Raw genomic sequence first — 24,035 nt, forward strand, 5'->3', positions numbered from 1 at the left:
GTTAACACGTTTAATAAAAATGCTACCCAGACTAATACGCTGTGGTAGCATTTTTCTTTTTAGCCCCTAGTGTTTTACTCAATAATTGTGCTGCTATGAAAATCCATCTCAAAGCCCTTGGCTGTCGTCTGAATGAAGCTGAATTAGAACAATGGTCAACCTCCTTTCAACAAGCAGGGCATCAGGTGATGGCTACCCCAGAGCAGGCTGATGTGGTGGTGTTAAATTCTTGTGCGGTTACTACTGAGGCTTCGGCTAAATCGAGACGTTTGCTCAGCCGACTTTATCGTGATAATCCGCAAGCACGCTTAGTCGTGAGTGGTTGTTATGCGACTTTACAGCCGAGTGAGGTAGCTAATCTGATGGGGGTGGATTTAGTAGTGCCCAATAGTACTAAAGACACCTTACCCCAACAGGTCATGGAGCAGTTTGCAGTACCTACTATGCCCTTATTAGCCACGGATCCGGGCGAAAATACTCTATTTATGCGCGGGCGGCAGCGGGCTTTTATTAAAATTCAAGATGGGTGTCGCTATCGCTGTACTTTTTGCATTGTGACGGTCGCTCGTGGTGAGGAGCGCAGTCGTACTGAGACTGAAATTATTGAGGAAATTAATGCTTTATTTGCACAAGGAATTCAGGAAATAGTACTCACAGGGGTGCATGTGGGAGGCTATGGTAGTGATATTAATAGCTCACTGTATCAATTGGTGCAGCGTATTTTGGCTGAAACCGCTATACCGCGTATTCGCTTTGCCTCAGTAGAACCTTGGGACTTACCGCCCGAATTTTTTGCCTTATTTAGCAATCCGCGCTTAATGCCTCATATGCACCTACCCATTCAAAGTGGCGCTGATTCGATCTTAAGACGTATGGCACGACGCTGTAAAACCACCGAGTTTAGCGAATTAGTACAACAGGCTCGCCAATCAAATCCACTGTTTACGGTGACGACCGACATTATTGTAGGTTTTCCGGGTGAAACTGAGGCGGAGTGGCAGGAAACACTGGATTTTGTGCAGAGAATTGAGTTTGGGCATATTCATATTTTTAGCTATTCAGCCCGTGAGGGTACTAAGGCGGCACGTTTACCTGATCCTGTACCTGAAATCATTAAAAAACAGCGTAGCCAACAATTGCATCAGTTGGCGGAGCAGCAAAAATCTCACTGGCTAGCTAAACAGCATAACCACGTCGTCGATGTACTTTGGGAGCAAGCACAAACTCGTGATGGTAAACTGATTTATAACGGCTATACCCCTAACTATTGTCGTGTCGAATTACAAAGCACTAGGGTAGGGCTAGATAATCAGATTATACCAACTCGACTTATGCAGCATCCCAGCGAGACGGGTTTGCTATTAGGAGTACTAGAACCATGAAAGTAGTCATGCGTTATATAGGTAGTGGGTTATTACTCTTACTGCTTTTAACGGGTTGTATCGGTGAGGACAGTAAGGACCCTAAAGCGATTGCTAATCAATTTTGGAGTGCAGTGATTAGCAATGATATGGAAACGGCTAAAAACCTCACCACTTGGGAAAGTGTGCAGTATTTGTCCTATTTAAAAACAGCCCAATTAAACCCACAACGCTATGAGTTGGGTGAAATGAAGTTGATTGAAAATAATACTAAGGCTGAAATTCCTACGGTACTTCATGGCGGTGAGCTGGGCAATGTGGCTATTCCAGTGCGCACTATCGCCGTTAAAGTGAAAGAGCAATGGCGTATTGATGTGCAAACCACTCTAGGGTCATTAGTTCAAGGGACCATGGGAGCGGTGGTGAATGAGCTAAATGGCTTATTACAACAAGGACTAAAAGGACTTGATGAGACTTTGAATAAAACCCTCGATGGTTTAGGGAAGCAGCTAAATGAAGGGCTGGATAAGATTCAAAAGGATTTGCAGATTCCGCCTCCTGTTGATAATCAGCCTGCCCCTAAAGAAGAAAGAATTTGAATAGTGTTGGGTGTTAAACAACGCATTATTTTTGATTAGGCTGTCCTTGTGGCAGCCTTTTTATTGGAATCCTATTTGCTTGATAATTAAGCTGTTTAAATTAAACCCATTTGTCATAATCTGCTATTATTAAATCAGTTCGGAATAGGTTTAGTGGCTCATCACTAGGGATAGTTAGGCTATTAAACAAGAAAATACCGACTAGGTAGCAAATCCTTCATTTTGTCAAAAAGCTTATAGAACAGCTAGTTAGCTTCATGATACTGTGAATGGAGTGAGTGTCCTTTGTTCCCAATGCTTATATTGCGAGTGAACGCTATGCCTAAGCTAATTATTAGACAAAATACCCCAAAAACATTAACCACCTTAAAAATTACTTGGGTAGCAGTACTAGGTTTAATTTTAATGATTGCCGGTACTTTATGGTGGTTTCAACCTCGGCAGGAAAATTTATTACCTTTATTAAGTACGGCGGATAAAACCATCCAAACTCAATATCAAGCTACACAAACTAAACTGAATCAACTCATACAAGGCTTTAATCAGCGCTTTGGTCAAAAACAAGGCTCAAAAAACTATCATGAACAGGCTATAGCTCAAGCTGATGCGATTTTAGAGCAATTAAATCAACTGGATGAAATAGTCGAGCAAGCGAATTTACCCAGTGAAACTTTGAAAACCCTTAATACCGCCCACCAATATCAGCGTGATTATTGGGATACACAACGTCATTTTCAGGAGTTGCGTTTAAGTCGTTTTGAGGATGAGGCTATTTTAGCAAGTAGCCCCGTCCATCATGAGTTAGCTGTTGAGGCTGAAGCAGATGCAGTAGCGCCGACCGCTAAAAAGTTTCAATTTGCTACTCCACCAGCAGGTGTCGAGCTACCGGCCGATTTTTGTGTACCCGGTGCGAGTACTTGTAAGGCACAATAAATTTATAGCTAGCTCTCTACGAGGGCTAAAATGTAATGCCATTGTTCTGGAGTAACAGGTGTAATAGAGAGACGATTGCCGCGTTTGAGTAACGGTAAATCGGTCAATGGTTCGCTATGTTGGCGTAAGGTCGCTAAAGTGATGGGGCGCGTGAGCTTATGCACCAGTTGCACATCAACTCGTAACCACGGCAATTTTTCAGAGGTACTTTTAGGGTCAAAATAAGGACTGCTGGGATCTAGAGCACTGCTGTCGGGATAAGCCGTAGTGATAATTTGCATAATGCCCACAATGGCAGGTTCTTTACAGCTAGAGTGGTAAAAAAAGGCTAGGTCGCCGATCTGAAAGTGATCACGCAGTAAGTTGCGTACTTGATAATTGCGAATACCGTCCCACGGAGCACTATTTAGCCTTACTAGGTCATCAATACTAAAGACATCCGGCTCAGACTTCATGAGCCAATAGTGCTGTTCCATCAATTAAAGCCCTATCAAAACAAAAGCCCACTAGCTTAGAGCAGTTAGTGGGCTTTGTTAAGCTGAAAGCTGTTTTATTGCTTAGCAGGACCTGGTGTGCCTACAGCAGGTGCTGGAACAATAGGAGCAATCGGCGCTAAAGTGGGTGCTGGAGGAATAGCTAGTGGTTGCTGCATCGGTAGCTGTGGCTGCATGTTCATAGGAGCTACTGGATAGGGTTGGTAATAAGGTTGTGAATTATAACCCCAGTTAGGCATACCCATATTCATCATTGGGCCATTAAAGGGCATAGAGTAACCGTTACCAAAACCGTTACCGAAGCCATTATTAAAACCATTATTGCCAAAGAAGGGCATATTAAAGCGATTACCATTAAAGCCATTGTCATTGTTATCGAAGCTATCGAACATCTCTTCCATCCAATACATTGGCGTCCATTCTGGCCAATTACTTTCTTCGTAGTAAGGACCATAAGGGCCCATTTTCCATTCACCATTATTACTACCGAAGAAATTGTCGGCTTGAGTAGTGCTAGTAACAGCCAAAAGCGCTAAGGCTAACAGGGTACGTTTCATAATCTCTCATCCTCCACGGGGGGTAACTGAATATATTTTTAGTATATCAGTATATTCTAATATAAGGCAAGTTATATAAAATGGCGCATCCCACATTCGGTCACTAAACTGTTGAGCCTTACATCCCAAGAGGCTGATTTTAAATCAGTAATTTTTTGAAACTCATAGCCTATCCCTATTAGTATAGGTTTTAGAGGGCGGGGCTTGCGATGGAGGAAAGCAAAGCTACGATCATAAAAACCGCCCCCCATGCCTAAACGTTGACCTTGCTCACCAAAGCCTAGTAAAGGCACTAAGACACTATCTAGCTGTGAGGAAAGCAAACTACGGCTTCTGCCTACTAAGGGTTCTGGAATATTAAAACGATTATTTTTAAAGCGAGTAGTGGGTGTCCATAATAACCAACGCAAGGTATGACGGGGGCGTTGGGCCAAAATGGGTAAATAAAGCTTCTGATGCGGTTTTAATGCGCTGCGAATGAGGCACGGGTCTGCTTCTCCGCGAACAGGCCAATATACACCAATCGATTGAGCGTGTTGTAAACGTGGGTGATAAGCCAAACGCTGAGCTAAACGTCTGGCGTGTTGGTGTTGTTGCCAAGGCGAAAGCGTCGCACGACGCTGTTTTAGCTGGGTGCGAATGAGTTTTAAATCAAGCTGCATAGAGTATCCTCTTAAGAATAACTCTATGTTAATTAATAGGTGCTAAGTGTCTAGCTAAAAGTAATCGTGTGTTTCTGGAGCAGTCTTGGCGGTAGGGATGCCGCCTTGAAGCTTACAGAGCCGTATTAATAGCGTCTGCGGAAGAAGTGCACCATTACTTTGGCTCAAGTACTGAATAGGATCTAGCCTTTCTTCTCACAGAGTTTAAAGCTGGTTTGGTCGAGGCTAAAAATATCTCCAGCATTGAGTTGGCTAGTCTTTTCATCACCATTGCTGAGAATAGAGGTAAGTAAATAGGCATTAGGCAACATGCGTAATATAAGCTGTTCGCCTTCCTCGCCATAAAGCACGAGCGCATCGGGGGCCGGTTTGAGCGCTACTCTAGAACCACCATGACGCCCATTCATAATTTCTAGCCATGCTTTGTAGCTAAGATCGACTAGGGCTGGGCTGGTTTTAAGATGTGTCAGTTGCTCATTAATACGTGATTCGGCACTGTAACTAATAGTATGTCGACCGAGTTGAATAATATCCCCATCTTGCAGCCAATATTCCTGAATCGTGCGCTTATTGACATAGGTACTATTCGTACTGCCTAAGTCCTCTAATAAATATTTAGCGGCGCGTAAGGTAATACGTGCATGCTGATTACTAACAGTTTTATCCCCTAATACCAAGTCACAACTCGCATGACGCCCAATGGTATAAGTATCTTGTTGCAAATTAACGCGTTTAATAATTTGATTATCCGTTTTAACGACTAGCTGCGGCATCATAGGCTCCTAGAATCTAACGCCATAAAGCTTGGGGATACTGATTCAGCGCTACACGCCCCCCATACGCAGGCGGCATAGTTTGAATAATCTGCACTAAATTCGCTGCCTGTTGGCGTGGCAAAATAATACGGTTGGAGTATTCAGGCGTAGTCACACCTAAGCGGAAATAGGGATTTAGATTGGTCAAGGTCTGAGCAGGCAATCCCGCACGGATAGCGGCTTGGCGCAAATCGATAGGCTTATTAATACGCATCTGTGCCAGTACGGGGGCATCTGGTACATAGGGCAAATGAATGCCATAACGCTCTGGGTGGGTAATAATTTCCTTAAAAGCCAAAAGGCGCGGGATATACTCAGCCGTCTCTTTAGGTAAACCTAAATTCCAATAACTCAAACGCTGACCGGAGCGCCGCAAAGGACCTAGTGCAGTATGAATACGATTGGGCCCTGCATTATAAGCCGCTAAAGCGAGCATCCAATCCCCCTGAAATTCTTGGCTTAGGGATTGTAAGTAATTCAATGCTGCTCCGGTGGAGGCAAAAGAATCTAAACGCCCGTCATAAACTTCATTGCGAATCAGTCCATAAGAGTTACCAGTGGTAGGCATAAATTGCCATAAACCCGCAGCACCCGCATGCGAAGCCGCATCCGGAGTAAAACCACTTTCCACTAAAGGTAGGAGCGCAATTTCAGAGGGAATACCACGACGCTCTACTTCTTCAATAATCAGATGCAAATAGCGACTGGCTTTGAGAATTAAAGTATTCATCGCCTTAGGGTTGGCCGTGTATTGGCGAATAAAGGGTTGCACGCGTGGATTGAGCGCATGATCCCCTAATTGATAATTGCGCCCAATGCGTTGCCAAATCGAATGAGGTTGATAGTGTTCAGGTGGTTGCATCTGGGGTGGCACAGGTTGCCTATTCAGAGATGCGGGATTAAAGCTCGCTCGATGTACCCATACGCCTTGTGCTCCATAAGGTTGAAAGTGTTGGGGTTGCTCATAAGCAAAGCTAGCCGTATTGGCGCCTAAACTCACTGTGGTGGTGAGTGAGCTAATAAGTAAAGAGTTAAAACGAATGGTCATATAGTCTTCCCCGTTAGTTATTATGGTTATAAGGATGACCCAGTGATCAATGCCTGAAGGCTCTCATTGGCTTAAGGGTAAAGGTGCATAGCCCTCTAACTCCTGATATGCTCTAGCGGGTTCCAAGTGAGACCTTTAGATACCCTATACTGTACCGAGCTACGCTTAACTAGGCATTGATAAGTTACTTTGTTGTTAGTATTGCAATTAATGCCAGACTATAATCGCTACTAGATTCATGAACAAGCAAAAACCGTTAAATGACATTCCGTCTCTACCTTCAGCGACGACGGTACTACAAAGCTGGTATGAATCCCATCGCGGGCAGGCTACCTTGCAACAGCTCAATATTCCGCTCCAACGTATGACCGCTGATATATTTGGTTACTATGCTTTAGAAATGGGCTTATTAGCCCCTCATCAAACCTTTCTCACTGAATCACGCATTAGTCACCATATTCGCTTAGGGCGCACTGATTTAACCTCACCTTTTATTGATTTAATGAGTACTTGGGAGGCATTGCCCTTTGAATTTGGAACGCTTGATTTAGTACTCAGTACCCATAGCTTGGAGTTAACTCAGCAGCCTAAATTAGTCCTAAGCGAAATTGAGCGGGTATTAATGCCAGAAGGTCATTGTATTTTGATAGGTTTTAATCCTTTTAGTGCCTTGGGCGTGCAGCAGTGGTTAGCCAGTCCAGCGCCAAAGCAGTCTTTTCCCTCACCGTGGCAAATCAATCAATGGTTGCAGGATCTGGGGTTTGAGATAATAGAAACGAAATTATTGAGTTATCGTCCCAATTGGGGGGAGATGCGTTTTTGGCACTATACCCGTTGGTGGGAGCGGGCGTGCCAAAAAATTCAATTACCGCTCAGCAATTTATACATCATTCATGCTTGTAAAAAAGTGACTCCTTTAATTCCGTTGGGTGCTAAACGTAAATGGTGGCGTCCCTCGGTTTTGCGCCCTGTGGGTAGTATTGCGGTGAAACAGACCACTTCCACTAAAAGAGCCTCCTATGACTGAAGATACTCGACCTGTAGTGCACGCTTTTACTGATGGAGCGTGTCGCGGTAATCCGGGTAAAGGGGGCTGGGGGGTATTATTACGTTTTGGTGCGCATGAGAAAGAACTGTATGGCTATCAAGCCGAAACCACTAATAATCAAATGGAACTTATGGCAGCGATTCAGGCTCTTGAGGCTTTAAAGCGCCCTTGTAAAGTAATTCTAACCACTGACTCGCAATATGTACGCCAAGGTATTACGGAGTGGATAGTCGGTTGGAAGCGTAAGGGGTGGCGTAATGCCAAAGGGGATGCAGTCAAAAATAAAGAATTATGGCAACGTTTAGAGCAAGCAACCCAAGCGCATGCGCATGAGATCGATTGGCGTTGGGTAAAAGGGCATAGCGGTCATCCTGATAATGAGCGCGTTGACCAGTTAGCGAATCGTGCCATTGATGAAGGAGCTTAATAATGCGTCAATTAATTCTCGACACCGAAACCACCGGATTAGATCCCCAACAAGGGCATAGGCTCATTGAAATTGGTTGTATTGAATTAATCGACCGCCAAGTCACTGGGCGCAATTTTCATTATTACCTACAGCCAGATCGTGAAATTGATGCAGAAGCTATAGCCGTTCACGGTATCACCAATGAGTTTTTGCAAGATAAACCGCGCTTTAAAGAGGTTGTCCCAGAGCTTATGGAGTATTTAAGAGGCGCAGAACTCATTATTCATAACGCTCCCTTTGATGTCGGGTTTATTGAAAATGAATTACGTCTGGTTGAGTTTCCCACTACACGTTTAAGCGAGATTTGTAGCGTTACTGATACCCTAGTCATGGCGCGGAATATGTATCCGGGGCAGCGTAATAGCTTAGATGCTCTGTGTAAGCGTTATGAAATTGATAATTCAGACCGTCATTTTCATGGTGCATTACTAGATGCGCGGATTTTGGCTGATGTGTATTTAGCCATGACGGGTGGGCAGGTAAGTATGGTATTAGAAACTACCTTAGATTCATGGGGTGGTGGTTCAGCAGCAGGCAAAGGTTTAAGCCATTTAGATTTAAGTCAATTGCGCGTGGTGAAAGCCAATGCTGATGAATTAGTAGCACATGAAGAGCGTTTGGTGGCGATTACTAAATCGGCTGGCAAATGCCTGTGGGTGGTTTAAATGTTATTACTGATTAAAAACGTACTCGATCAACGCCAACTCGCTGAAGTACAAAACCTATTAAAAAGTGCTGAGTTTGTAGACGGTAAACTATCCGCAGGTTTAGAAGCATCGGCGGTTAAGCATAATCAAGAACTAGCCCCACAAAGCCCCCTCCATCGTCGCCTCAATGCTGTAGTGATGGGCGCTTTAGTACAAAATTCCCACTATCAACAAGCGGTGTTGCCTTTACGGGTAGCGACTGCATTTTACGCTCGTTATGAGGTTGGCATGGGCTATGGTTTTCATGTCGATGATCCAGTAATGGGGCCTATGGCAGGGCGTTATCGCAGTGATGTCTCCACGACCATTTTTTTAAATAATGTGGGGGATTACGAGGGGGGCGAGTTAGTCATTCAAACTAGCTTTGGTGAGCAGCGTATTAAAGGTAATGCAGGGGATGCCATTGTGTATCCTTCTAGTAGTTGGCATAAAGTAGATCAGATTCAAGCAGGTACGCGCTTAGTGGCGGTTACATGGGCACAAAGTATGGTCAAAGACCCCAATCAACGCGAGTTGCTCTATCAATTAGCACAGGCGCGTGAAGGTTTAATAGGAAAATTGCCGCAATCAGAAGAAACCGCTAAGGTAAGCACCGTTTATGCCAATTTAGTACGCTTATGGAGTGAAGTATAATGAGTACCTTTATGCAAGCGCTGGATTTTCGCCATGCCTGTAAAAAATTTGATCCTACTAAAACCATCCCTACTGAGCAGTTTGAGCAAATTTTAGAATTTGGACGCAAATCGCCGTCTTCATTTGGGCAAGAGCACTGGAAATTTTTAGTAATCCAAACCCCAGCATTACGTGAGCAAGTGAAAGTTGCCTGTTGGAATCAGCCTCAGATTACCGATAGTAGCCATGTTGTAGTGATTGTCGCTAAGACTAAGGATGTAGAGCCTTATAGTGATTATATGGTGAATTTGTTTAGGCGGCGTGGTTTGCCAGAAGAAGCATTTGATGGCTATTTACAACGCTATGCTGCACACATGGAAAACGAAATTCACCCTGTGATGAGTACCTTTGCATGGAGTTCTAAGCAATGCTATATCGCTTTGGCGAATATGATGACGGGAGCTGCTTCATTAGGCATTGACTCATGCCCTATAGAAGGCTTTGGTAAAAGGGATTTAGAGCAAGTACTGAATATTGATACTGAGCGTTATGGGGTAGCGGTGGTGGTAGCGTTTGGCTATCGAGCCGGTGAGCAAACTAAACAACTGCGTCAATCATTAGATCAGGTGGTTGAGTATCGTTAAGAAGTTTTTAGAGATTTTAGCTGCCACTCAGCGCTTGTATAAAGCAAACGCTGAGTGACAAAGCGATAAGATAAAGCACGTTAAAACATTAGACGCGCTTAATAATTTTAACGATGAATAAAGCAATCACGGCTCCAATCGTCGACCAGATTAAAGAGCCTAACCAAGAGGGCATACCTGCAAGAGCTGGAACAGCACCTGTGATGATGCCACCCACAAAGAAACCAATAAATGAACCAATTAAGCCAACAATAATATTGCCGATTAAGCCAAACCCGCCACCGGCCATTAAATTGCCTGCTAGCCAACCAGCCACCGCACCAATCGCCAACATAATCAGAATTTGCTCTGTACACGACAAAACCACTAACTTATTGATTTAGCATGTTTGTCATGGAGATGGTGAAAGTCCACCGCTCCTATGTTTTACTCTCTAGTTACCACACAGGAGAGCAAAATGGATCTGAGCGATGGACTACGTGACAGTTTAAAAGCCCACTTGAGTTGGGGCAAGCCCCGTTTGGATTGTTTTGTGGGAATGCTGCAGTATTGCTGAGTGCGCGACAAATGAATTTGGCGTTGTTGGCGGTACACATAGATTCTGACACCGACATTGGTTCCCGCTATCGACGGATGCAACGCTTTTTTAGCCAAGTGTTCTTTAATTACAATGACATTGCCCATTTTCTTATGGGAATGTTCGCCTTTAGTGGTCAACAATACTACCTCACACTCGACAGAACCAACTGGAAATGGGGCAAATCCAACCTCAATCTCCTGACTTTGGCGGTTGTTTACCAAGGTGCGGCTATCCCCGTTTACTGGATGGTGTTGAACAAACGCGGTAATTCTAACCAACGTGAACGTATTGCCCTGCTGCAACGATTTATCAGCCAATTCGGGCGCAACAACATCTTGGGTGTGTTGGCTGACCGTGAGTTTATTGGTGGTCAATGGTGGAAGTGGTTGTCTTCCAAAGAGATTCCCTACTTGATTCGTATCAAGGGTAATCAGTTGATGACCGACAAACACAAAAAAGAGGCGCATGTCCGCTCGCTGTTTGCCAACCTCAAGCCGGGTAAACGGCGCGTTCTCCGTCACCGTCGCGACGTTAGCGGGGGAATGGGTTTGGCTCAGTGGCTCAAAGCTGCCCAGTGGTGAGTTGTTGATTATCGCCAGCAACCACTACACGGCTGATCCCATTGGCACTTATCGGCTACGTTGGGAAATTGAAAACCTGTTCCAATGCTTGAAAGGGCGTGGTTTTCACATGGAAGCCACTCACTTCACCAAACCCCTCGCATCAAAAAGATGATGGCGTTGCTTGCCATTGGCTTCTGTTGGGCGCACAAAGTCGGCGAATGGAAGGAAAAAGCCGTCAAGCCTTTGAAGACGAAAAAACATGGACGCAAAGAGCAAAGTGTCTTCCGTTACGGCTTGGACTACTTGACCGATTTATTGAATGGAAGGGTACGGGAAAAAGTGGATAGGCTTAGGCTGCTGCTTCTGTTCCTTTGTCCACCACAATTCATGGCGATCGAGGATGGACGGATGAAACTCAGGCGATTTTCTTTTGAAAAAGATTCAATGAGTTAAGCGAATTGTCGTGTACAGAGCAGAATTTGTTCGAGACCCATGGTCTTACTCCTAATTGTGGTTTTATCTGATTTGATAATAGGTAGTTTTATGAGTTTTCACTACCCTGAAGCTATTTTTAGCTATGCTGCTAGGGGTTAGCTTCTTCCCTTTCAAAGATATAGACCATAACTTCAAATTACGGACTATTTATTTGCAATAATTATAACTGTTTAAGCATTAGCTATTCATTTATAAACAGCAGTAGTGTGAGGCATAGCTGGCTATAAATGGTCGACTATCTGTTTTATAAACGCCACTTAAACTTCTATTATGAACCCTAGTGTGGGAATCGATAACGCTCATATGATGAAATTATTATTTGATATAAAGGTTGGTTTAGTCTGCTACTGGGTTTTGATAGGGTTGTTGCTCAATAGTCCCGTGGCTCAGGCACAACAACCTCATTTAACGTACCTCAATAGTATTGCTGTACCTGCCTTTGAGGTGGATGGAGTCAAGGTTAGTGAATTATCAGATTTAGCATGGGATGAGGATGAGCAGATACTCTATGCTGTTTCGGATAAGGGAGTGTTGTTTCATTTTGAATTAGAGATGAGTGCTAATCAGATTCACCTAGTAACACCTATTAGAGCTATCACTTTATTAAATCAAAAAGGCAAAAAGCTCGATTGGCGTGACTCAGAGGGCTTAGAAGTACTCAACGCTAATAATGGTATTAAAGGTGATACAGAACTGGTCATTGCTCTAGAAGGTGTACCGAGGGTAGGGCGTTTCACTACGCAAGGGCAATTAATCTCAGAATATCCTTTACCTAAAATACTCCAAAATCATAAAAATTATCGGGGACGTAATAACAGCTTAGAATCAGTGACATGGCATCCTCAGTGGGGCTATATCACAGCGCCTGAGTTACCACTAAAGAAGCAGCCTGTTACAACGCACACTATTTATAGTCTCAAAAAGCGTTGGTCTTTTCCTGCCTACCCTGCTGCTAATAGCTCCATTACTGCCTTACAAACGTTGCCTAATGGTAATTTATTAGTACTAGAGCGTGCTTGGTCGGGGGTGATGAATCCTTTAGTGATTAGTTTGCGGTATTTAGATTTTAAGCGTTGTAATAAAAAGGGTCAGTGTCCTATTGAAAACGTAAGTATTCTCTCTAGTCTATTCTTAGTGGATAATTTCGAGGGCTTGACCGCCGTGCGTGATAATCTATATTTGATGGTCAGCGACGATGGTCAGAGTCAGTTTCAGCGTACCTTATTAACCCTATTTCGTTTGGAGTTACCAACACTATGACTGCTTTTAAGATGTCACCTTATCTGCTACGCCTAGTTGCAGGCGCTATTATTGTTTGGGTGATAGCGATGGTATGGATGGCATGGACTAAGGACGTGCATAGTGAAGGGGTTCGCAATATTACAGAGCGTGGTAAGTTGACTTCTGATGAGCAAAATACGATTGAGGTGTTTGAGCGTAATAGCCCCGCAGTGGTTTACATTACCACCACCCAAAAAGTGATTAATCCTTGGACACGTAATGTGAACGAGGTCCCTAGCGGTACGGGGACTGGTTTTATTTGGGATGATAAAGGTCATATTGTCACCAACTATCATGTGATTGAGGGATTTAATATTGCTAAAGTGCGCATGTCTGATCAGCGCTTATACGACGCGCAATTGGTGGGGGCGAGTCCAGAGCATGATTTGGCCGTGTTACGCTTGGCTGAGTTGAAAGATTTACCTAAGCCTGTGCAAATTGGTACCAGTCACGATTTGAAAGTAGGGCAAAAGGTGATGGCGATTGGTAATCCTTTTGGTTTAGATCATACCTTAACCTCAGGCATTGTTTCAGCTTTGGGGCGCAGTATTGATGGTGATAACAATCAATTAGATGATTTGATTCAAACGGATGCGGCGATTAATCCGGGGAATTCCGGTGGCCCTTTACTGGATAGTGCGGGGCGTGTGGTGGGCGTGAGTGTGGCGATTTACAGTCCTTCTGGGGCTTCGGCGGGTATTGGCTTTGCTATTCCAGTCGATACCGTGAACCGTGTCATTCCCCAGTTGGTGCGTTCGGGGCATTATGAACGCCCAATTCTGGGCATTAGTATGAAGGATGAAGTGAATGCAGCGGTCACGAGGCGCTTAGGTGTTAAGGGTGTGTTGGTACTGCAAGTGACCCCACGTTCGCCCGCCGAAGCAGCCGGTATTGTAGGTACACAATTAGACAATGAGGGTGGCTTAATTTTGGGGGATATTATTCAGTCTATTGATGGTAAGCCCGTTACCAAAGTGGCGGATGTCTCACGTATTCTAGATACCTATAAACGCGGTGATACGGTGAAGGTTAAATTATTACGCGATGGAACTGAGCCTGTGGAGGTGAGTGTGAAGCTCACTCAGACGCGCTAACATTATTTGTCCTCTTTCACATTAGTGGGCTAGTTACAAAGCTAGCCCACCCGCAAGCTCTTAATCCAAACCACGATCATGTAAATCAATAATCGGCCAAGCTCTCTCCTTAGCAACGGCATTCAATCTGGGATCAGGATTGACTACAACGGGATAAGTCACCATCTCTAATAAAGGTATGTCGTTGTGTGAGTCACTATAAAAATAGCTGTCCTCTAATGTTTCTGTGTGATTTTTCAGCCAGTCTTGTAAACGCGTCACTTTTCCCATTTGAAAAGAAGCCACCCCATCTATATCGGTGGTATAGCGTCCATTCACCCGTTTAGGTTCGGTGGCAATCAAATGCTCAATACCAAATGCCTTTGCAATCGGACGCGTCACCACGCTATTAGTGGCGGTAATCACCATCAGCGTATGACCTTGAGCACGATGCTGATTTACTAGATCAACCGCTTTAGGCGTCATTTTGGGTCGAATGACTGTAGCCATATATTCTTGATGTAACGTGTTTAGCGCCTCATCATCGAGCTTACTAATAGGGGTGAGCGAAAAGCGGGCAAAATCATAAATATTCAATATACCTGCTTTGTATTGTTCGTAGAACTCTAAGTTTTTAGCAGTGTAAGAGGGGCCATCCACTAAACCCTTACGTACTAAAAATTGCCCCCATTCATAATCACTGTCGCCATCGAGTAAGGTATTGTCTAAATCAAATAATGCCAGCGTCACGATTGCTATCCTATTGTGCTTATCAAAGTGCGCCATTGTAGCGGGTTAAAATTGCCGAATCATGATGAATATGAAAGAATCTTATTAAACATTTTTTAGGAGTGATGTCGTGATTGATGAGGAAGGATTTCGTGCCAATGTTGGCATTATCCTCTGTAATTGCGACGGCAAGGTGTTTTGGGGAAGACGTTTTGGACAAGATTCCTGGCAATTCCCTCAAGGTGGCATTGATCATGGTGAGACGCCTTTGCAAGCGATGTTTCGTGAGCTATTTGAAGAAACAGGCTTACAAGCAAATCAAGTGGAAGTCATTGGTCAGACACGGGGGTGGTTGCGGTATCGTATCCCCCATTACATGATTCGCCGTCGTGCGAAACCGCTCTGCATCGGACAAAAACAACGCTGGTTTTTAGTGCGTATGCTGTGTCGGGATAAAGAGGTTAATTTAGCGGCGTGTTCCCATCCTGAATTTGATCATTGGGAGTGGGTAGATTACTGGGCGCCTGCGCGTAATGTGGTGTTTTTCAAGCGTCGTGTGTATCAACGCGCACTCTATGAACTCGCACCGTATTTAGAGCAAGATAGTTCGGTAGTCGCTTTAGATTAATTGATGGCAAAGGGGCAGTGTTAAAACTGCCTCTTTTTTTAATTGCCCACCTTGTTAAACACCTATTCTCAGTTAGCGTTCAAAAAGGCTTCACGACGGCTAGAATCACAATCAGAATTAATAATAGGCTAGGGGCTTCATTAAAATAACGATACCAGCGATGCGTGCGCTCATTCGCATCAGCTCTAAAAGTGAGCATTAAACGATAGCAAGCATAGTGATAGGCGAATAGTAAGACTAAGAACAACAGCTTAGCGTGAAACCAACCCATCTTAAATAAAATCCAGTTCCCTAGTACTAGCAGAGTTGTACCAAAGACTAAAGTCAGTGCCGCCCCTATAGTCATCATAATAAATAGACGCCGCTCCATGACCTTAAATAGCTCAAAGCTACTCTGATTCTCTGGCATGGCGTGATAGACATAAAGGCGTGGCAAATAAAACAAGCCTGCAAACCACGTCACCATAAAAATGATATGCAGGGCTTTAATCCAAGTGTATAGGTTATCCATTAGCCCGCCTTGAGTTCAGCCACACGCTTTTGTAAATCTTGCAAACCTAGATTACCCATTTTAGCCAGCACAATTTTACCCTCAGCATTAACTAAGAAATTGGTAGGGGTCACTTTGACGCCACCAAACGCTTTAGTGAGCGCACCATCTTGATCAAAAGCAATACTATAATTCATTTGCTTTTGTTCACGCATGGTACGAATGGCAGCGATATTGTCATGAGGCATCGCTATAGCAATGACGGGAACGCTGTTAGTAGCAGGGTCTTGTTTAAATTTGATTAAATCAGGAATTTCCTCCACACACCCCGGACAGTCAGTAGCCCAGAACACTACTAGATAAGGATTACCCTTTAGGCTCGCCAATTCAATTTTCTCACCATCAATAGTGGTCACAGTGGCATTAGGTGCGGCTTGTAAGCCCCCAGAGGGCATAAAGAAAAAGAAGGCAATAGCAGCAGTGAGTACACCCAGTGCAATTAAGGCTTTAATATCGATTTTCATAATGGAGTCAGTAGTTGTCCCAAGAAGAAAGACGTATTATACATGACATTTTTTCCAAAGCAGGATTTACAATAGCTAGTCCAGTAAATAGCACCTGCTCGACGCGGGCGCGGTAAACTCTTGGCTTAAGCTCGTTGCAATGCTTAACAGGTCTGTGGTTTTTAGTCTAAAATCTATGCAAGCACACATTAAAACGTAAACATTATGCGTCAAATAATGCTAACCTTGCACACCATAACACTAGCTTTAAAATGGGCTAGGATGTAGTCGGAAATCCTCAACTTGTATTTTAGGTGGTAAGTGTTTTATCTACCTCATTGCAAGCGTGGCGAGAAAAATATAGCCAAAATCTAGATTACTTAGTCGTAGTCGATATGGCTCATTAACTTATAGTGGACATAGCAAAGAGGTTATTTAGCCGTAAATCTTAGGCGGCTAGACCAGTAACTAATTAGGAGTAAAAATTAATGTTTGGTAAGAGTTCTAAACCCGCCCCAGCGCCTGCCCCCATGCCCCTTCCAGCCGCTCCGCTGAGTCCTTCACCTACTTTAAGTGCTCCCCTGCCAGTGAATACACAACCTCAAGAGCCTAAGGTACGCAGTGCCCGTGTTGATACCTTGATTGGTCGTGGTACTACCATTGATGGTGATTTACAGTTTTCCGGTGGTTTACATATTGAGGGAACAGTTAAAGGTAATCTCATTGCTGAGAATGATGAGGCAACCCTCATTCTGAGTGAGCAAGGCCGTATTATTGGTGAAGTGCGTGTACCGAGTATGGTATTAAATGGCTCGATTGATGGCGATGTGTTTGCTCATGGCAAGGTTGAATTATTTGAAAAAGCGCGTATTTGCGGTGATGTGTATTATAACCTGCTAGAAATGGCAGTAGGTGCTGAGGTGAATGGTAAATTAGTGCGCCAAAAACCTGATGCTAACAAAACTAAACCTGTAGCTCCTGCTCTCCCCACTATTCCAGCTCCAACACCTGCTTTAGAGTCTCCGGTTGAGAACAATAATTCTGCTAATTAGCCTCCACCTAAAGGGCATATTGCCCTTTATAGGTTAGGGTGTTAACGTCTTAGTATACTTTTTTAGTAGGAGATTTTTAGAATGACAGTTGAGACCGCATCTCCTCTGCTTTTTACAGATGCAGCCGCTGCCAAGGTAAAGGCCTTAATTGCTGAAGAACGCAATGATGCACTCATGTTACGGGTATTCGTAACAGGGGGCGGTTGTTCAGGGTTCCAATATGGCTTTACTTTTGATGAAAGTGAAAATGAAGGCGATACTGCTGTGGAGAAAAATGGGGTTAAGCTTTTGATTGATCCTATGAGCTTTCAATACATGGTAGGCGCTGAAATTGATTACACTGAAGGATTAGAAGGAGCACAATTTGTGATCCGTAATCCTAATGCCACCACGACTTGCGGTTGTGGCTCATCTTTCAGCCCCTAAAGCCAGCTAAGCATATAGTTCCTTCATATCTCATTAGGTATGAAGGAAGCCGTATAAAAAAATTAAGTCAATAATTATAGTTTCAATGCTTCAGTAATACGCGCCCGAATATACTCTTGATCATAAGTCTCCGTAATCGGTTCACCATCGCGCCAAGTAATATAAAATACGTCTTCTGCTTGTTCGCCTAATGTCGTAATCAACGCATTACGCACCGTTAAATCTAATTCATAAAACACTGCTCCCAAACGTGATAATAAGCCGGGCATATCACCCGTTCTTAATTCCATTTCAGTGAGGTGGCGCTCGCTATTCTGACGGAAATAAACCCGTGTAGGAATATCGAAATTACGCAGAATACGCGGACGGTGATGTTTGCGCGGTACGATCTCTGGAATAGTTAAATTATGCTTTAGGGTTTGAATCACATACTCTTCATCGTCTTTATTAATGAGCTGATTATTAGATCCTAATACATGCAGAGTATATAAATCATGGTCGTCAATTGATACTAGGCGAGCTTGTACAATATTAAGATTTAATTGCTCCATCGTGGCAGCCACACGGAAAAATAAATCCCCTTTGTCATGTCCGTAAATAAATACTAGATTAATATTACCTGATGCGGTTTCACTTAATTGCACTACGGGTAAATTTTGTTCTGAATTGGTTAATAAACATTCTGCATGCCAACAAATGGATTCAACGGAGTGCTGTAATAAGTATTCCTCACCTAAACGATCCCATAGACTTTCACATTCATCAACTGAAAAACCTTCCTTAGTTAAACGTTCTAGCGCGGCACGTTTTTTCTCACTCACTAATGAATCAGTCTGACGCGAGTGCGGTATACGCGCTTGTAAATAGCGGCGCGTAGCATGATAAAGCTCATGTAATAATGATTCTTTCCAGCCATTCCAGAGCTTAGGATTAGTGCCACGAATATCTGCGATAGTGAGTAAGAATAAATAATCTAAGCGGCTTTGTTCGACAATTTGATCGGCAAAATCAGCAATCACTTCGGGGTCACTAATATCTTTACGTTGTGCGGTAACACTCATAATTAAATGATTGCGTACTAACCAGCTAACTATTCCCGCATCATGTAAATCCATATTATGTTCACGGCAAAACTCATACGCATCTTTTGCGCCTAACTCAGAGTGATCGCCATTACGCCCTTTGGCTATATCATGGAATAAACCCGCTAAATATAATAACTCTGGTTTTTGTAAATTGCGAAATACTTGGCTGCAAAAAGGCATCTCTTTTTCGCCTTTAGGGGTGCTGTAATTGCGTAAATTACGTAGTACCCAAAGCGTATGCTCATCCACAGTATATACATGGAATAAATCATATTGCATGCGCCCGACAATACTAGCGAAGGCAGGTATATAAGCGGCTAAAATACCCAAGCGATTCATCAGGCGCATCACAAAGGTAATACCGGTTTTTTGCTGGAGAATTTGGCGGAATATTTGCCGATGACGCGCTTGTTGCCTAAAGCTATTATCAATCCGATGCACATTGCGCCGAATTAAACGAATGGTATCGGGAGTTAGGCTAGTAATGCCTTGGGTAATTTGCATCACTAAAAAAATTTCTAATAATGCAGTAGGGTAAAGAATAAAGGTATCTGGCGAGTTAACCGCTAAATAACTTCCATAACGTTGATAATGCTCCCCTAACATCACAGGCGCAGGATAAGTTAGCATTAAGACTTTATCACGTAATACACCAATCAATACTTCAGTTAAGCGCTCCAGCTCGGTAATGGTACGGTAGTATTGGTGCATAAAAGCTTCGACCGCGATATTACGATTAGGGTCGTTATAACCAAAGGCCTGAGCAAGCGTATACTGATAATCAAATAATAAACGATCTTCTTTGCGCTTAGTGATTTCATGCAAGAGAAAACGAATACGCCATAAAAATGCCCGTCCGCGTTGTAAGGTACTATATTCACCCGGTTCTAATAATTGGTGCTCATGTAATTCTTGTAGAGATAATTGACCGTATTCGCGTTTAATAATCCAAGTGATCATTTGAATATCGCGCAATCCCCCGCGCCCTTCTTTTAGATTAGGTTCAACACGATAAGAAGTATCACCGAATTTAATATGACGTTGTTTTTGTTCTTCTAGTTTAGCAAGGAAAAATTCTTGACTAGACCACATATTCTCAGGCGCGATGATTTTATTGAGGGCTTCAAATAAATCATGGCTCCCTGTGACATAACGAGATTCAATTAAATTAGTAATAATGGTTAAATCTTGGCGAGCTACTGCCTCACATTCTGGCAGGGTGCGTACACTATGCCCCACTTCTAAACCAATATCCCACAGCATAGTAATAAATTGCCCTAGCTTTTCACTACAATGGGGATCAGGTGTGGCTTTAAGTAAAATTAATAAATCAATATCGGATTGAGGGTGTAGCTCACGTCGCCCATAGCCCCCCACCGCAATTAAAGTAGCATTTAAATTAGCGGCTTCAGGTAAAATGTGCTCCCATAAATCTTTGAGCAAATTATCAATCACATGGGTATGAGCGTGCAGTAGGGTGCGAATATCCAAGCCAGCATTAAATTGCTGACTGAGTAATTCACGAGCTTGGTTTAAATAGTGGCGATAGTGTGGTGGACGCGAAGGCTCTGTTTTCAAAAAGGCTTGATATTGTCTAATAAATGCGTCAGTTTGCTCAAATACACTCATTGTGCCATGCGTTCCTGCCAACCCTGTTCTTCTTGTCTTAGGGTAAGAATTTCAAAGCCCGTGTCAGTGACTAATACGGTATGCTCCCATTGCGCGGATAATTTATGGTCTTTAGTCACCACTGTCCATTGATCAGGCAACACTTTAATATCGCGTTTGCCTTGATTGATCATAGGTTCAATGGTAAAGATCATCCCCGGCTCCATAATCACTTTATCATTATCAGCATTGTAATAATGTAATACTTGTGGGTCTTCATGGAATTTTGCCCCAATGCCATGACCACAAAACTCCTGAACTACACTACAGTTTTGACTGTGAGCATACGCTTGAATCGCTTTGCCGATAGCACTAAGTTTCACGCCCGGTTTGACTTGTAAAATACCTAAATACATGCAGCGTTGCGTAATGAGCGCTAAGCGTTTACCTGCTACGGTAGGTTCACCGACGGAAAACATTTTACTGGTATCGCCGTGATAGCCATCCTTTAGGACTGTAATATCAATATTGACTTCATCACCTTTTTTGAGGCGTTTATCGCTTGGAATACCGTGGCACACCTGATGATTGATAGAGGTACAGATGGATTTAGGGAAAGGCGGTCGACCATAGTTTAAAGGTGCAGGAATCGCTTTTTGTACATTCACAATATAATCATGACAAAGAGTGTTTAGCTCATCAGTACTCACACCGGGTTTTACATGCGGCTCAATCATCTCTAATACTTCGGCCGCGAGTCGCCCAGCAATTCGCATTTTTGCAATTTCTTCAGATGTTTTAATGGTAATAGTCATGTGGCCGTAGGTTCCGGTAGCGCTATAAGGGGAATCATGGTATAAAGCGCCCGCGAATTTCGCAAATACTTGTTACTTTAAATCCACACATACATCTGAAACCTGCCATTCAGGGTGCTCTAGATCACAATAGTCTGATGATTACTAGGGTTGAAGGTAGGGGTGTATGGAGGCATAACCCAGGAGTTAATCATGCCTAAAGTTACCATGCGTCAAATGCTGGAAGCCGGTGTTCACTTCGGACACCAAACTCGTTATTGGAATCCTAAGATGGCTCCGTACATCTTCGGTGAGCGCAATAAAATTCACATCATCAACTTAGAGCAAACTCTGCCTATGTTTAATGATGCGCTGAACTTTATCGGCAAATTAGCCTCCAAAAACGGCAGAATTTTATTCGTTGGTACTAAACGCTCTGCTCGTGAAGCGATTCAAGATGCAGCACTTTCTTGCAGAATGCCTTATATCAATCACCGCTGGTTAGGCGGTATGTTGACCAACTTCAAGACTGTTAAGCAATCGATTCGTCGCTTAAAAGATCTGGAAAAGGGTATGGAAGAAGGCGCGATGATGCGCTTGAATAAAAAAGAAATCTTAATGCAACAGCGCGAACTCGAAAAATTAGAGCGCAGCTTGGGCGGCATTAAAGAAATGAAAGGTTTACCTGATGCGATTTTCGTGATTGACGTGGGCTATGAAAAAATCGCCCTGCAAGAAGCGAGAAAATTAGGTATTCCAGTGATTGGGGTAGTCGATACCAATAACCCCTTAATCAATGTTGATTATCCCATTCCCGGTAATGATGACGCGATTCGTGCTATTCAACTTTATGTCACAGCCGTAGCCGATACTATCAACGAGGCTCGTGCCACTATTACTAATCATAGTGGTGCAGCAGAAGAGTCTGCGGAAGAAGAAGTTGAAGAAGAAGTCGTAGTCGCTGCTGATTTGGATGATGAAGCAGATCAAGACTAATCAGTAATGAATGTGCTCTGCGTGTTGGGTGTTGAACCCAATACGCATCCAACATGAGGATCAAAAAATGGCTATTACCGCTAAAATGGTACAAGAACTGCGTGAGCGTACTGGCGCAGGGATGATGGATTGTAAAAAAGCGCTGACTGAAACCAATGGTGATATGGAAGCAGCGATTGATTTAATGCGTAAAACAGGCGCATTAAAAGCTGAGAAAAAGTCTGGACGGATTGCGGCTGAAGGTCGAGTCGTTATTAAAACCACTCCTGATAGCAAAGTAGCTGCTTTAGTAGAAGTGAATAGCGAAACCGATTTCGTTGCTAAAGATACTAACTTTGTAGAATTTGCTGAAGCAGTGGCAGATGCACTATTAGCTAATCGCCCCGCTGATTTGGAAGCTGTAGCCGCTTTGCGCTTAGCTAGTGGTCAAACAGTGGAAGAAGCACGTACCGCATTAGTAGCTAAAATTGGTGAAAATATCCAAGTACGTCGTTTCCAAATTATTGAAGCCACTGAGGGTTCAATTGCCACTTATCTGCACAGCAATAATAAGATTGGTGTCGCGGTGAGTAGCACAGGCGATGCGGAATTAGGTAAAGATTTAGCTATGCACATTGCTGCTGCTCGCCCCGTGTGTGTGGATGAGTCAGGTGTACCTGCTGATATTGTGGCGCGTGAACGTGACGTACAATTAGACATTGTAATGCAAAGTGGCAAAAGCCGTGAAATTGCTGAGAAAATGTTAGAAGGTAAGATGCGTAAGTTCTTAGCTGAACTCACATTATTAGGTCAAGCTTTCGTTAAAGATCAAAACCAAACCATCGCACAACTGTTAAAGGCAAAAGGTGCTACAGTGGCAGGCTTCGTGCGTTTAGAAGCAGGTGAAGGGATTGAGAAGAAGCAAGAAAACTTTGCTGATGAAGTAGCGCAAGCGGCTCAATCGGTCTAATAAGTAGCTGAGCTAAGCAACAAAAAGGGGCAGTTATTGCCCCTTTTTGCTATCAGACGTATCCAGACCTTTCAGGTTGTTTTACACTTACTAGCTGTTGTAAGGAATTTAGTATGACTTTGCGCACTCAACCCCAACGTATCTTATTAAAACTCAGTGGCGAAGCTTTGATGGGGGAGCAAGACACGGGTATCGATCCGGTGATTTTGAATCGCGTAGGACGTGAGATTTTAGAAGTACAAGCTCAAGGCGTGCAGGTTGCCTTAGTGATTGGCGGGGGCAATCTGTTTCGTGGTGCAGGTTTAGCCGCAGCAGGTATGGATCGGGTACGGGGTGACCAGATGGGCATGCTAGCGACGGTGATGAACGCTATTGCTATGCAGGATTGCATCGAGCAACTAGGCGGACAATGTGATGTAATGACTGCTATGACGCTTGAGGGCATGACGGAACGTTTTAATGCTCATGAAGCCAGAACACGTTTACAGCAGGGTAAGGTTGTGATTTGTGCGGCAGGTACGGGCAATCCTTTCTTTACTACCGATACGGCTGCTAGTTTACGGGCGGTGGAGTTAAAAGCGGATTTGCTCTTGAAAGCCACTAAAGTCGATGGCATTTATACTAAAGATCCTAAAAAGCATGCTGATGCCGTGCGTTATGAGCACTTAACCTTTAATGAGGCGATTGAGCAACAGTTAGGTGTGATGGATTTAACCGCAATGGTAATGTGTCGCGATAATCGACTACCCTTGTGTGTGTTTGATATGTTTGCAGCTAATGCCCTCACCGCTATTGTGCGTGGAGAGGCAATGGGTACTATGGTAGAGGTTTAAA

At 43.6% G+C, this 24,035-nt stretch carries 30 protein-coding genes; 19 read left to right on the forward strand and 11 right to left on the reverse strand.

The window, feature by feature from the left end; genetic code table 11:
* Positions 1-95: 95 nt before the first annotated feature.
* The 3 genes from mtaB (at position 96) to IPL34_RS09660 (ending at position 2,893) form a co-directional block, all read left to right on the forward strand.
* The gene (mtaB, locus tag IPL34_RS09650) at positions 96-1,382 is read left to right on the forward strand and encodes a tRNA (N(6)-L-threonylcarbamoyladenosine(37)-C(2))-methylthiotransferase MtaB (RefSeq protein ID WP_296841164.1); all 1,287 of its coding nucleotides are present in this window, start codon (positions 96-98) and stop codon (positions 1,380-1,382) included.
* Entirely contained in the window at positions 1,379-1,960 is a 582-nt protein-coding gene (locus tag IPL34_RS09655; RefSeq protein WP_296841167.1) for a hypothetical protein, read from the forward strand. The genes mtaB and IPL34_RS09655 overlap by 4 nt, the downstream gene beginning before the upstream one ends.
* Positions 1,961-2,278: 318 nt before the next feature.
* Positions 2,279-2,893 (forward strand): hypothetical protein, encoded by a 615-nt coding sequence (locus IPL34_RS09660; RefSeq protein WP_296841170.1) that lies wholly within the window; start codon positions 2,279-2,281, stop codon positions 2,891-2,893.
* An 8-nt stretch (positions 2,894-2,901) separates the two neighbouring features.
* Here the strand turns inward: IPL34_RS09660 and IPL34_RS09665 are convergent, their stop codons facing one another.
* From IPL34_RS09665 to IPL34_RS09685, 5 genes are all read right to left on the reverse strand, one after another.
* Positions 2,902-3,369, reverse strand: a complete 468-nt coding sequence (locus tag IPL34_RS09665) for an EVE domain-containing protein (protein WP_296841173.1) — start codon at positions 3,367-3,369, stop codon at positions 2,902-2,904.
* A 74-nt stretch (positions 3,370-3,443) separates the two neighbouring features.
* Complete coding sequence (locus tag IPL34_RS09670) at positions 3,444-3,944, reverse strand: hypothetical protein (RefSeq protein ID WP_296841176.1); 501 nt, start codon at positions 3,942-3,944, stop codon at positions 3,444-3,446.
* A 71-nt stretch (positions 3,945-4,015) separates the two neighbouring features.
* Positions 4,016-4,606 carry a 5-formyltetrahydrofolate cyclo-ligase gene (locus tag IPL34_RS09675; RefSeq protein WP_296841178.1) on the reverse strand — a complete coding sequence of 197 codons (591 nt, stop codon included), beginning with the start codon at positions 4,604-4,606 and terminating at the stop codon, positions 4,016-4,018.
* A 182-nt stretch (positions 4,607-4,788) separates the two neighbouring features.
* On the reverse strand, positions 4,789-5,382 hold the full coding sequence (locus IPL34_RS09680) for an FHA domain-containing protein (protein WP_296841179.1): 594 nt from the start codon (positions 5,380-5,382) through the stop codon (positions 4,789-4,791).
* Positions 5,383-5,395: 13 nt separating this feature from the next.
* The gene (locus IPL34_RS09685; RefSeq protein WP_296841180.1) at positions 5,396-6,469 is read right to left on the reverse strand and encodes a transglycosylase SLT domain-containing protein; all 1,074 of its coding nucleotides are present in this window, start codon (positions 6,467-6,469) and stop codon (positions 5,396-5,398) included.
* 238 nt (positions 6,470-6,707) lie between these two features.
* On the opposite strand from IPL34_RS09685, the gene IPL34_RS09690 reads away from it, so the two are divergent.
* The 5 genes from IPL34_RS09690 to IPL34_RS09710 are packed head-to-tail and all read left to right on the forward strand — an operon-like array spanning position 6,708 to position 9,949.
* Positions 6,708-7,496, forward strand: coding sequence for a methyltransferase domain-containing protein (locus IPL34_RS09690; protein WP_296841181.1), 789 nt, complete (start codon positions 6,708-6,710; stop codon positions 7,494-7,496).
* Positions 7,489-7,944: a ribonuclease HI gene (rnhA, locus tag IPL34_RS09695; RefSeq protein ID WP_296841182.1), complete on the forward strand. Its 456-nt coding sequence runs from the start codon at positions 7,489-7,491 to the stop codon at positions 7,942-7,944. The genes IPL34_RS09690 and rnhA overlap by 8 nt, the downstream gene beginning before the upstream one ends.
* Positions 7,945-7,946: 2 nt before the next feature.
* Complete coding sequence (gene dnaQ, locus IPL34_RS09700) at positions 7,947-8,651, forward strand: DNA polymerase III subunit epsilon (protein WP_296841183.1); 705 nt, start codon at positions 7,947-7,949, stop codon at positions 8,649-8,651.
* Positions 8,652-9,326, forward strand: coding sequence for a Fe2+-dependent dioxygenase (locus IPL34_RS09705; RefSeq protein WP_296841184.1), 675 nt, complete (start codon positions 8,652-8,654; stop codon positions 9,324-9,326).
* Positions 9,326-9,949, forward strand: a complete 624-nt coding sequence (locus IPL34_RS09710) for an NAD(P)H-dependent oxidoreductase (RefSeq protein WP_296841185.1) — start codon at positions 9,326-9,328, stop codon at positions 9,947-9,949. The genes IPL34_RS09705 and IPL34_RS09710 overlap by 1 nt, the downstream gene beginning before the upstream one ends.
* A gap of 88 nt (positions 9,950-10,037) precedes the next feature.
* On the opposite strand, the gene IPL34_RS09715 is transcribed toward IPL34_RS09710, so the two are convergent.
* Entirely contained in the window at positions 10,038-10,283 is a 246-nt protein-coding gene (locus IPL34_RS09715) for a GlsB/YeaQ/YmgE family stress response membrane protein (RefSeq protein ID WP_296843059.1), read from the reverse strand.
* 233 nt (positions 10,284-10,516) lie between these two features.
* On the opposite strand from IPL34_RS09715, the gene IPL34_RS09720 reads away from it, so the two are divergent.
* From IPL34_RS09720 to IPL34_RS09740, 5 genes are all read left to right on the forward strand, one after another.
* Positions 10,517-11,110 (forward strand): transposase, encoded by a 594-nt coding sequence (locus tag IPL34_RS09720; RefSeq protein WP_296841187.1) that lies wholly within the window; start codon positions 10,517-10,519, stop codon positions 11,108-11,110.
* Positions 11,111-11,114: 4 nt separating this feature from the next.
* Positions 11,115-11,264, forward strand: coding sequence for a hypothetical protein (locus IPL34_RS09725; protein WP_296841189.1), 150 nt, complete (start codon positions 11,115-11,117; stop codon positions 11,262-11,264).
* On the forward strand, positions 11,261-11,545 hold the full coding sequence (locus tag IPL34_RS09730) for a hypothetical protein (protein WP_296835791.1): 285 nt from the start codon (positions 11,261-11,263) through the stop codon (positions 11,543-11,545). The genes IPL34_RS09725 and IPL34_RS09730 overlap by 4 nt, the downstream gene beginning before the upstream one ends.
* A 345-nt stretch (positions 11,546-11,890) precedes the next feature.
* Entirely contained in the window at positions 11,891-12,847 is a 957-nt protein-coding gene (locus IPL34_RS09735; RefSeq protein WP_296841190.1) for an esterase-like activity of phytase family protein, read from the forward strand.
* Positions 12,844-13,962, forward strand: a complete 1,119-nt coding sequence (locus tag IPL34_RS09740; RefSeq protein ID WP_296841192.1) for a trypsin-like peptidase domain-containing protein — start codon at positions 12,844-12,846, stop codon at positions 13,960-13,962. The genes IPL34_RS09735 and IPL34_RS09740 overlap by 4 nt, the downstream gene beginning before the upstream one ends.
* A gap of 60 nt (positions 13,963-14,022) precedes the next feature.
* On the opposite strand, the gene IPL34_RS09745 is transcribed toward IPL34_RS09740, so the two are convergent.
* Positions 14,023-14,691: an HAD family phosphatase gene (locus IPL34_RS09745; protein WP_296841193.1), complete on the reverse strand. Its 669-nt coding sequence runs from the start codon at positions 14,689-14,691 to the stop codon at positions 14,023-14,025.
* Between the two features lie 109 nt (positions 14,692-14,800).
* Here IPL34_RS09745 and IPL34_RS09750 point away from each other — a divergent pair, with 109 nt between their 5' ends.
* Positions 14,801-15,298, forward strand: coding sequence for an RNA pyrophosphohydrolase (locus IPL34_RS09750; RefSeq protein ID WP_296841194.1), 498 nt, complete (start codon positions 14,801-14,803; stop codon positions 15,296-15,298).
* Between the two features lie 79 nt (positions 15,299-15,377).
* Here the strand turns inward: IPL34_RS09750 and IPL34_RS09755 are convergent, their stop codons facing one another.
* Positions 15,378-15,809 (reverse strand): CopD family protein, encoded by a 432-nt coding sequence (locus IPL34_RS09755; protein WP_296841195.1) that lies wholly within the window; start codon positions 15,807-15,809, stop codon positions 15,378-15,380.
* Positions 15,809-16,312 (reverse strand): TlpA disulfide reductase family protein, encoded by a 504-nt coding sequence (locus IPL34_RS09760; RefSeq protein WP_296841197.1) that lies wholly within the window; start codon positions 16,310-16,312, stop codon positions 15,809-15,811. Before IPL34_RS09760 ends, IPL34_RS09755 begins: the two co-directional genes overlap by 1 nt.
* A 467-nt stretch (positions 16,313-16,779) precedes the next feature.
* Here IPL34_RS09760 and IPL34_RS09765 point away from each other — a divergent pair, with 467 nt between their 5' ends.
* Both IPL34_RS09765 and erpA read left to right on the forward strand, forming a co-directional pair.
* Positions 16,780-17,343, forward strand: a complete 564-nt coding sequence (locus IPL34_RS09765; protein ID WP_296841199.1) for a polymer-forming cytoskeletal protein — start codon at positions 16,780-16,782, stop codon at positions 17,341-17,343.
* 81 nt (positions 17,344-17,424) lie between these two features.
* A complete protein-coding gene (gene erpA, locus IPL34_RS09770; protein WP_296841202.1) occupies positions 17,425-17,769 on the forward strand; it encodes an iron-sulfur cluster insertion protein ErpA in 345 nt (114 codons plus the stop codon).
* Positions 17,770-17,843: 74 nt separating this feature from the next.
* Here erpA and glnD read toward each other — a convergent pair whose 3' ends face one another.
* Entirely contained in the window at positions 17,844-20,483 is a 2,640-nt protein-coding gene (gene glnD / locus IPL34_RS09775; protein WP_296841204.1) for a [protein-PII] uridylyltransferase, read from the reverse strand.
* The gene (map, locus tag IPL34_RS09780; protein WP_296841205.1) at positions 20,480-21,277 is read right to left on the reverse strand and encodes a type I methionyl aminopeptidase; all 798 of its coding nucleotides are present in this window, start codon (positions 21,275-21,277) and stop codon (positions 20,480-20,482) included. Before map ends, glnD begins: the two co-directional genes overlap by 4 nt.
* A gap of 192 nt (positions 21,278-21,469) precedes the next feature.
* Between map and rpsB the strand changes: the two genes are divergently transcribed.
* The 3 genes from rpsB (at position 21,470) to pyrH (ending at position 24,034) form a co-directional block, all read left to right on the forward strand.
* A complete protein-coding gene (gene rpsB / locus IPL34_RS09785) occupies positions 21,470-22,252 on the forward strand; it encodes a 30S ribosomal protein S2 (RefSeq protein WP_296841207.1) in 783 nt (260 codons plus the stop codon).
* A 67-nt stretch (positions 22,253-22,319) separates the two neighbouring features.
* Positions 22,320-23,201, forward strand: coding sequence for a translation elongation factor Ts (tsf, locus tag IPL34_RS09790; RefSeq protein WP_296841209.1), 882 nt, complete (start codon positions 22,320-22,322; stop codon positions 23,199-23,201).
* A gap of 113 nt (positions 23,202-23,314) precedes the next feature.
* The gene (gene pyrH, locus IPL34_RS09795) at positions 23,315-24,034 is read left to right on the forward strand and encodes a UMP kinase (RefSeq protein ID WP_296841211.1); all 720 of its coding nucleotides are present in this window, start codon (positions 23,315-23,317) and stop codon (positions 24,032-24,034) included.
* The last annotated feature ends 1 nt before the right edge of the window (position 24,035 follow it).

Origin of the sequence: Thiofilum sp. (assembly GCF_016711335.1) — a bacterium.
GTDB lineage: Bacteria > Pseudomonadota > Gammaproteobacteria > Thiotrichales > Thiotrichaceae > Thiofilum.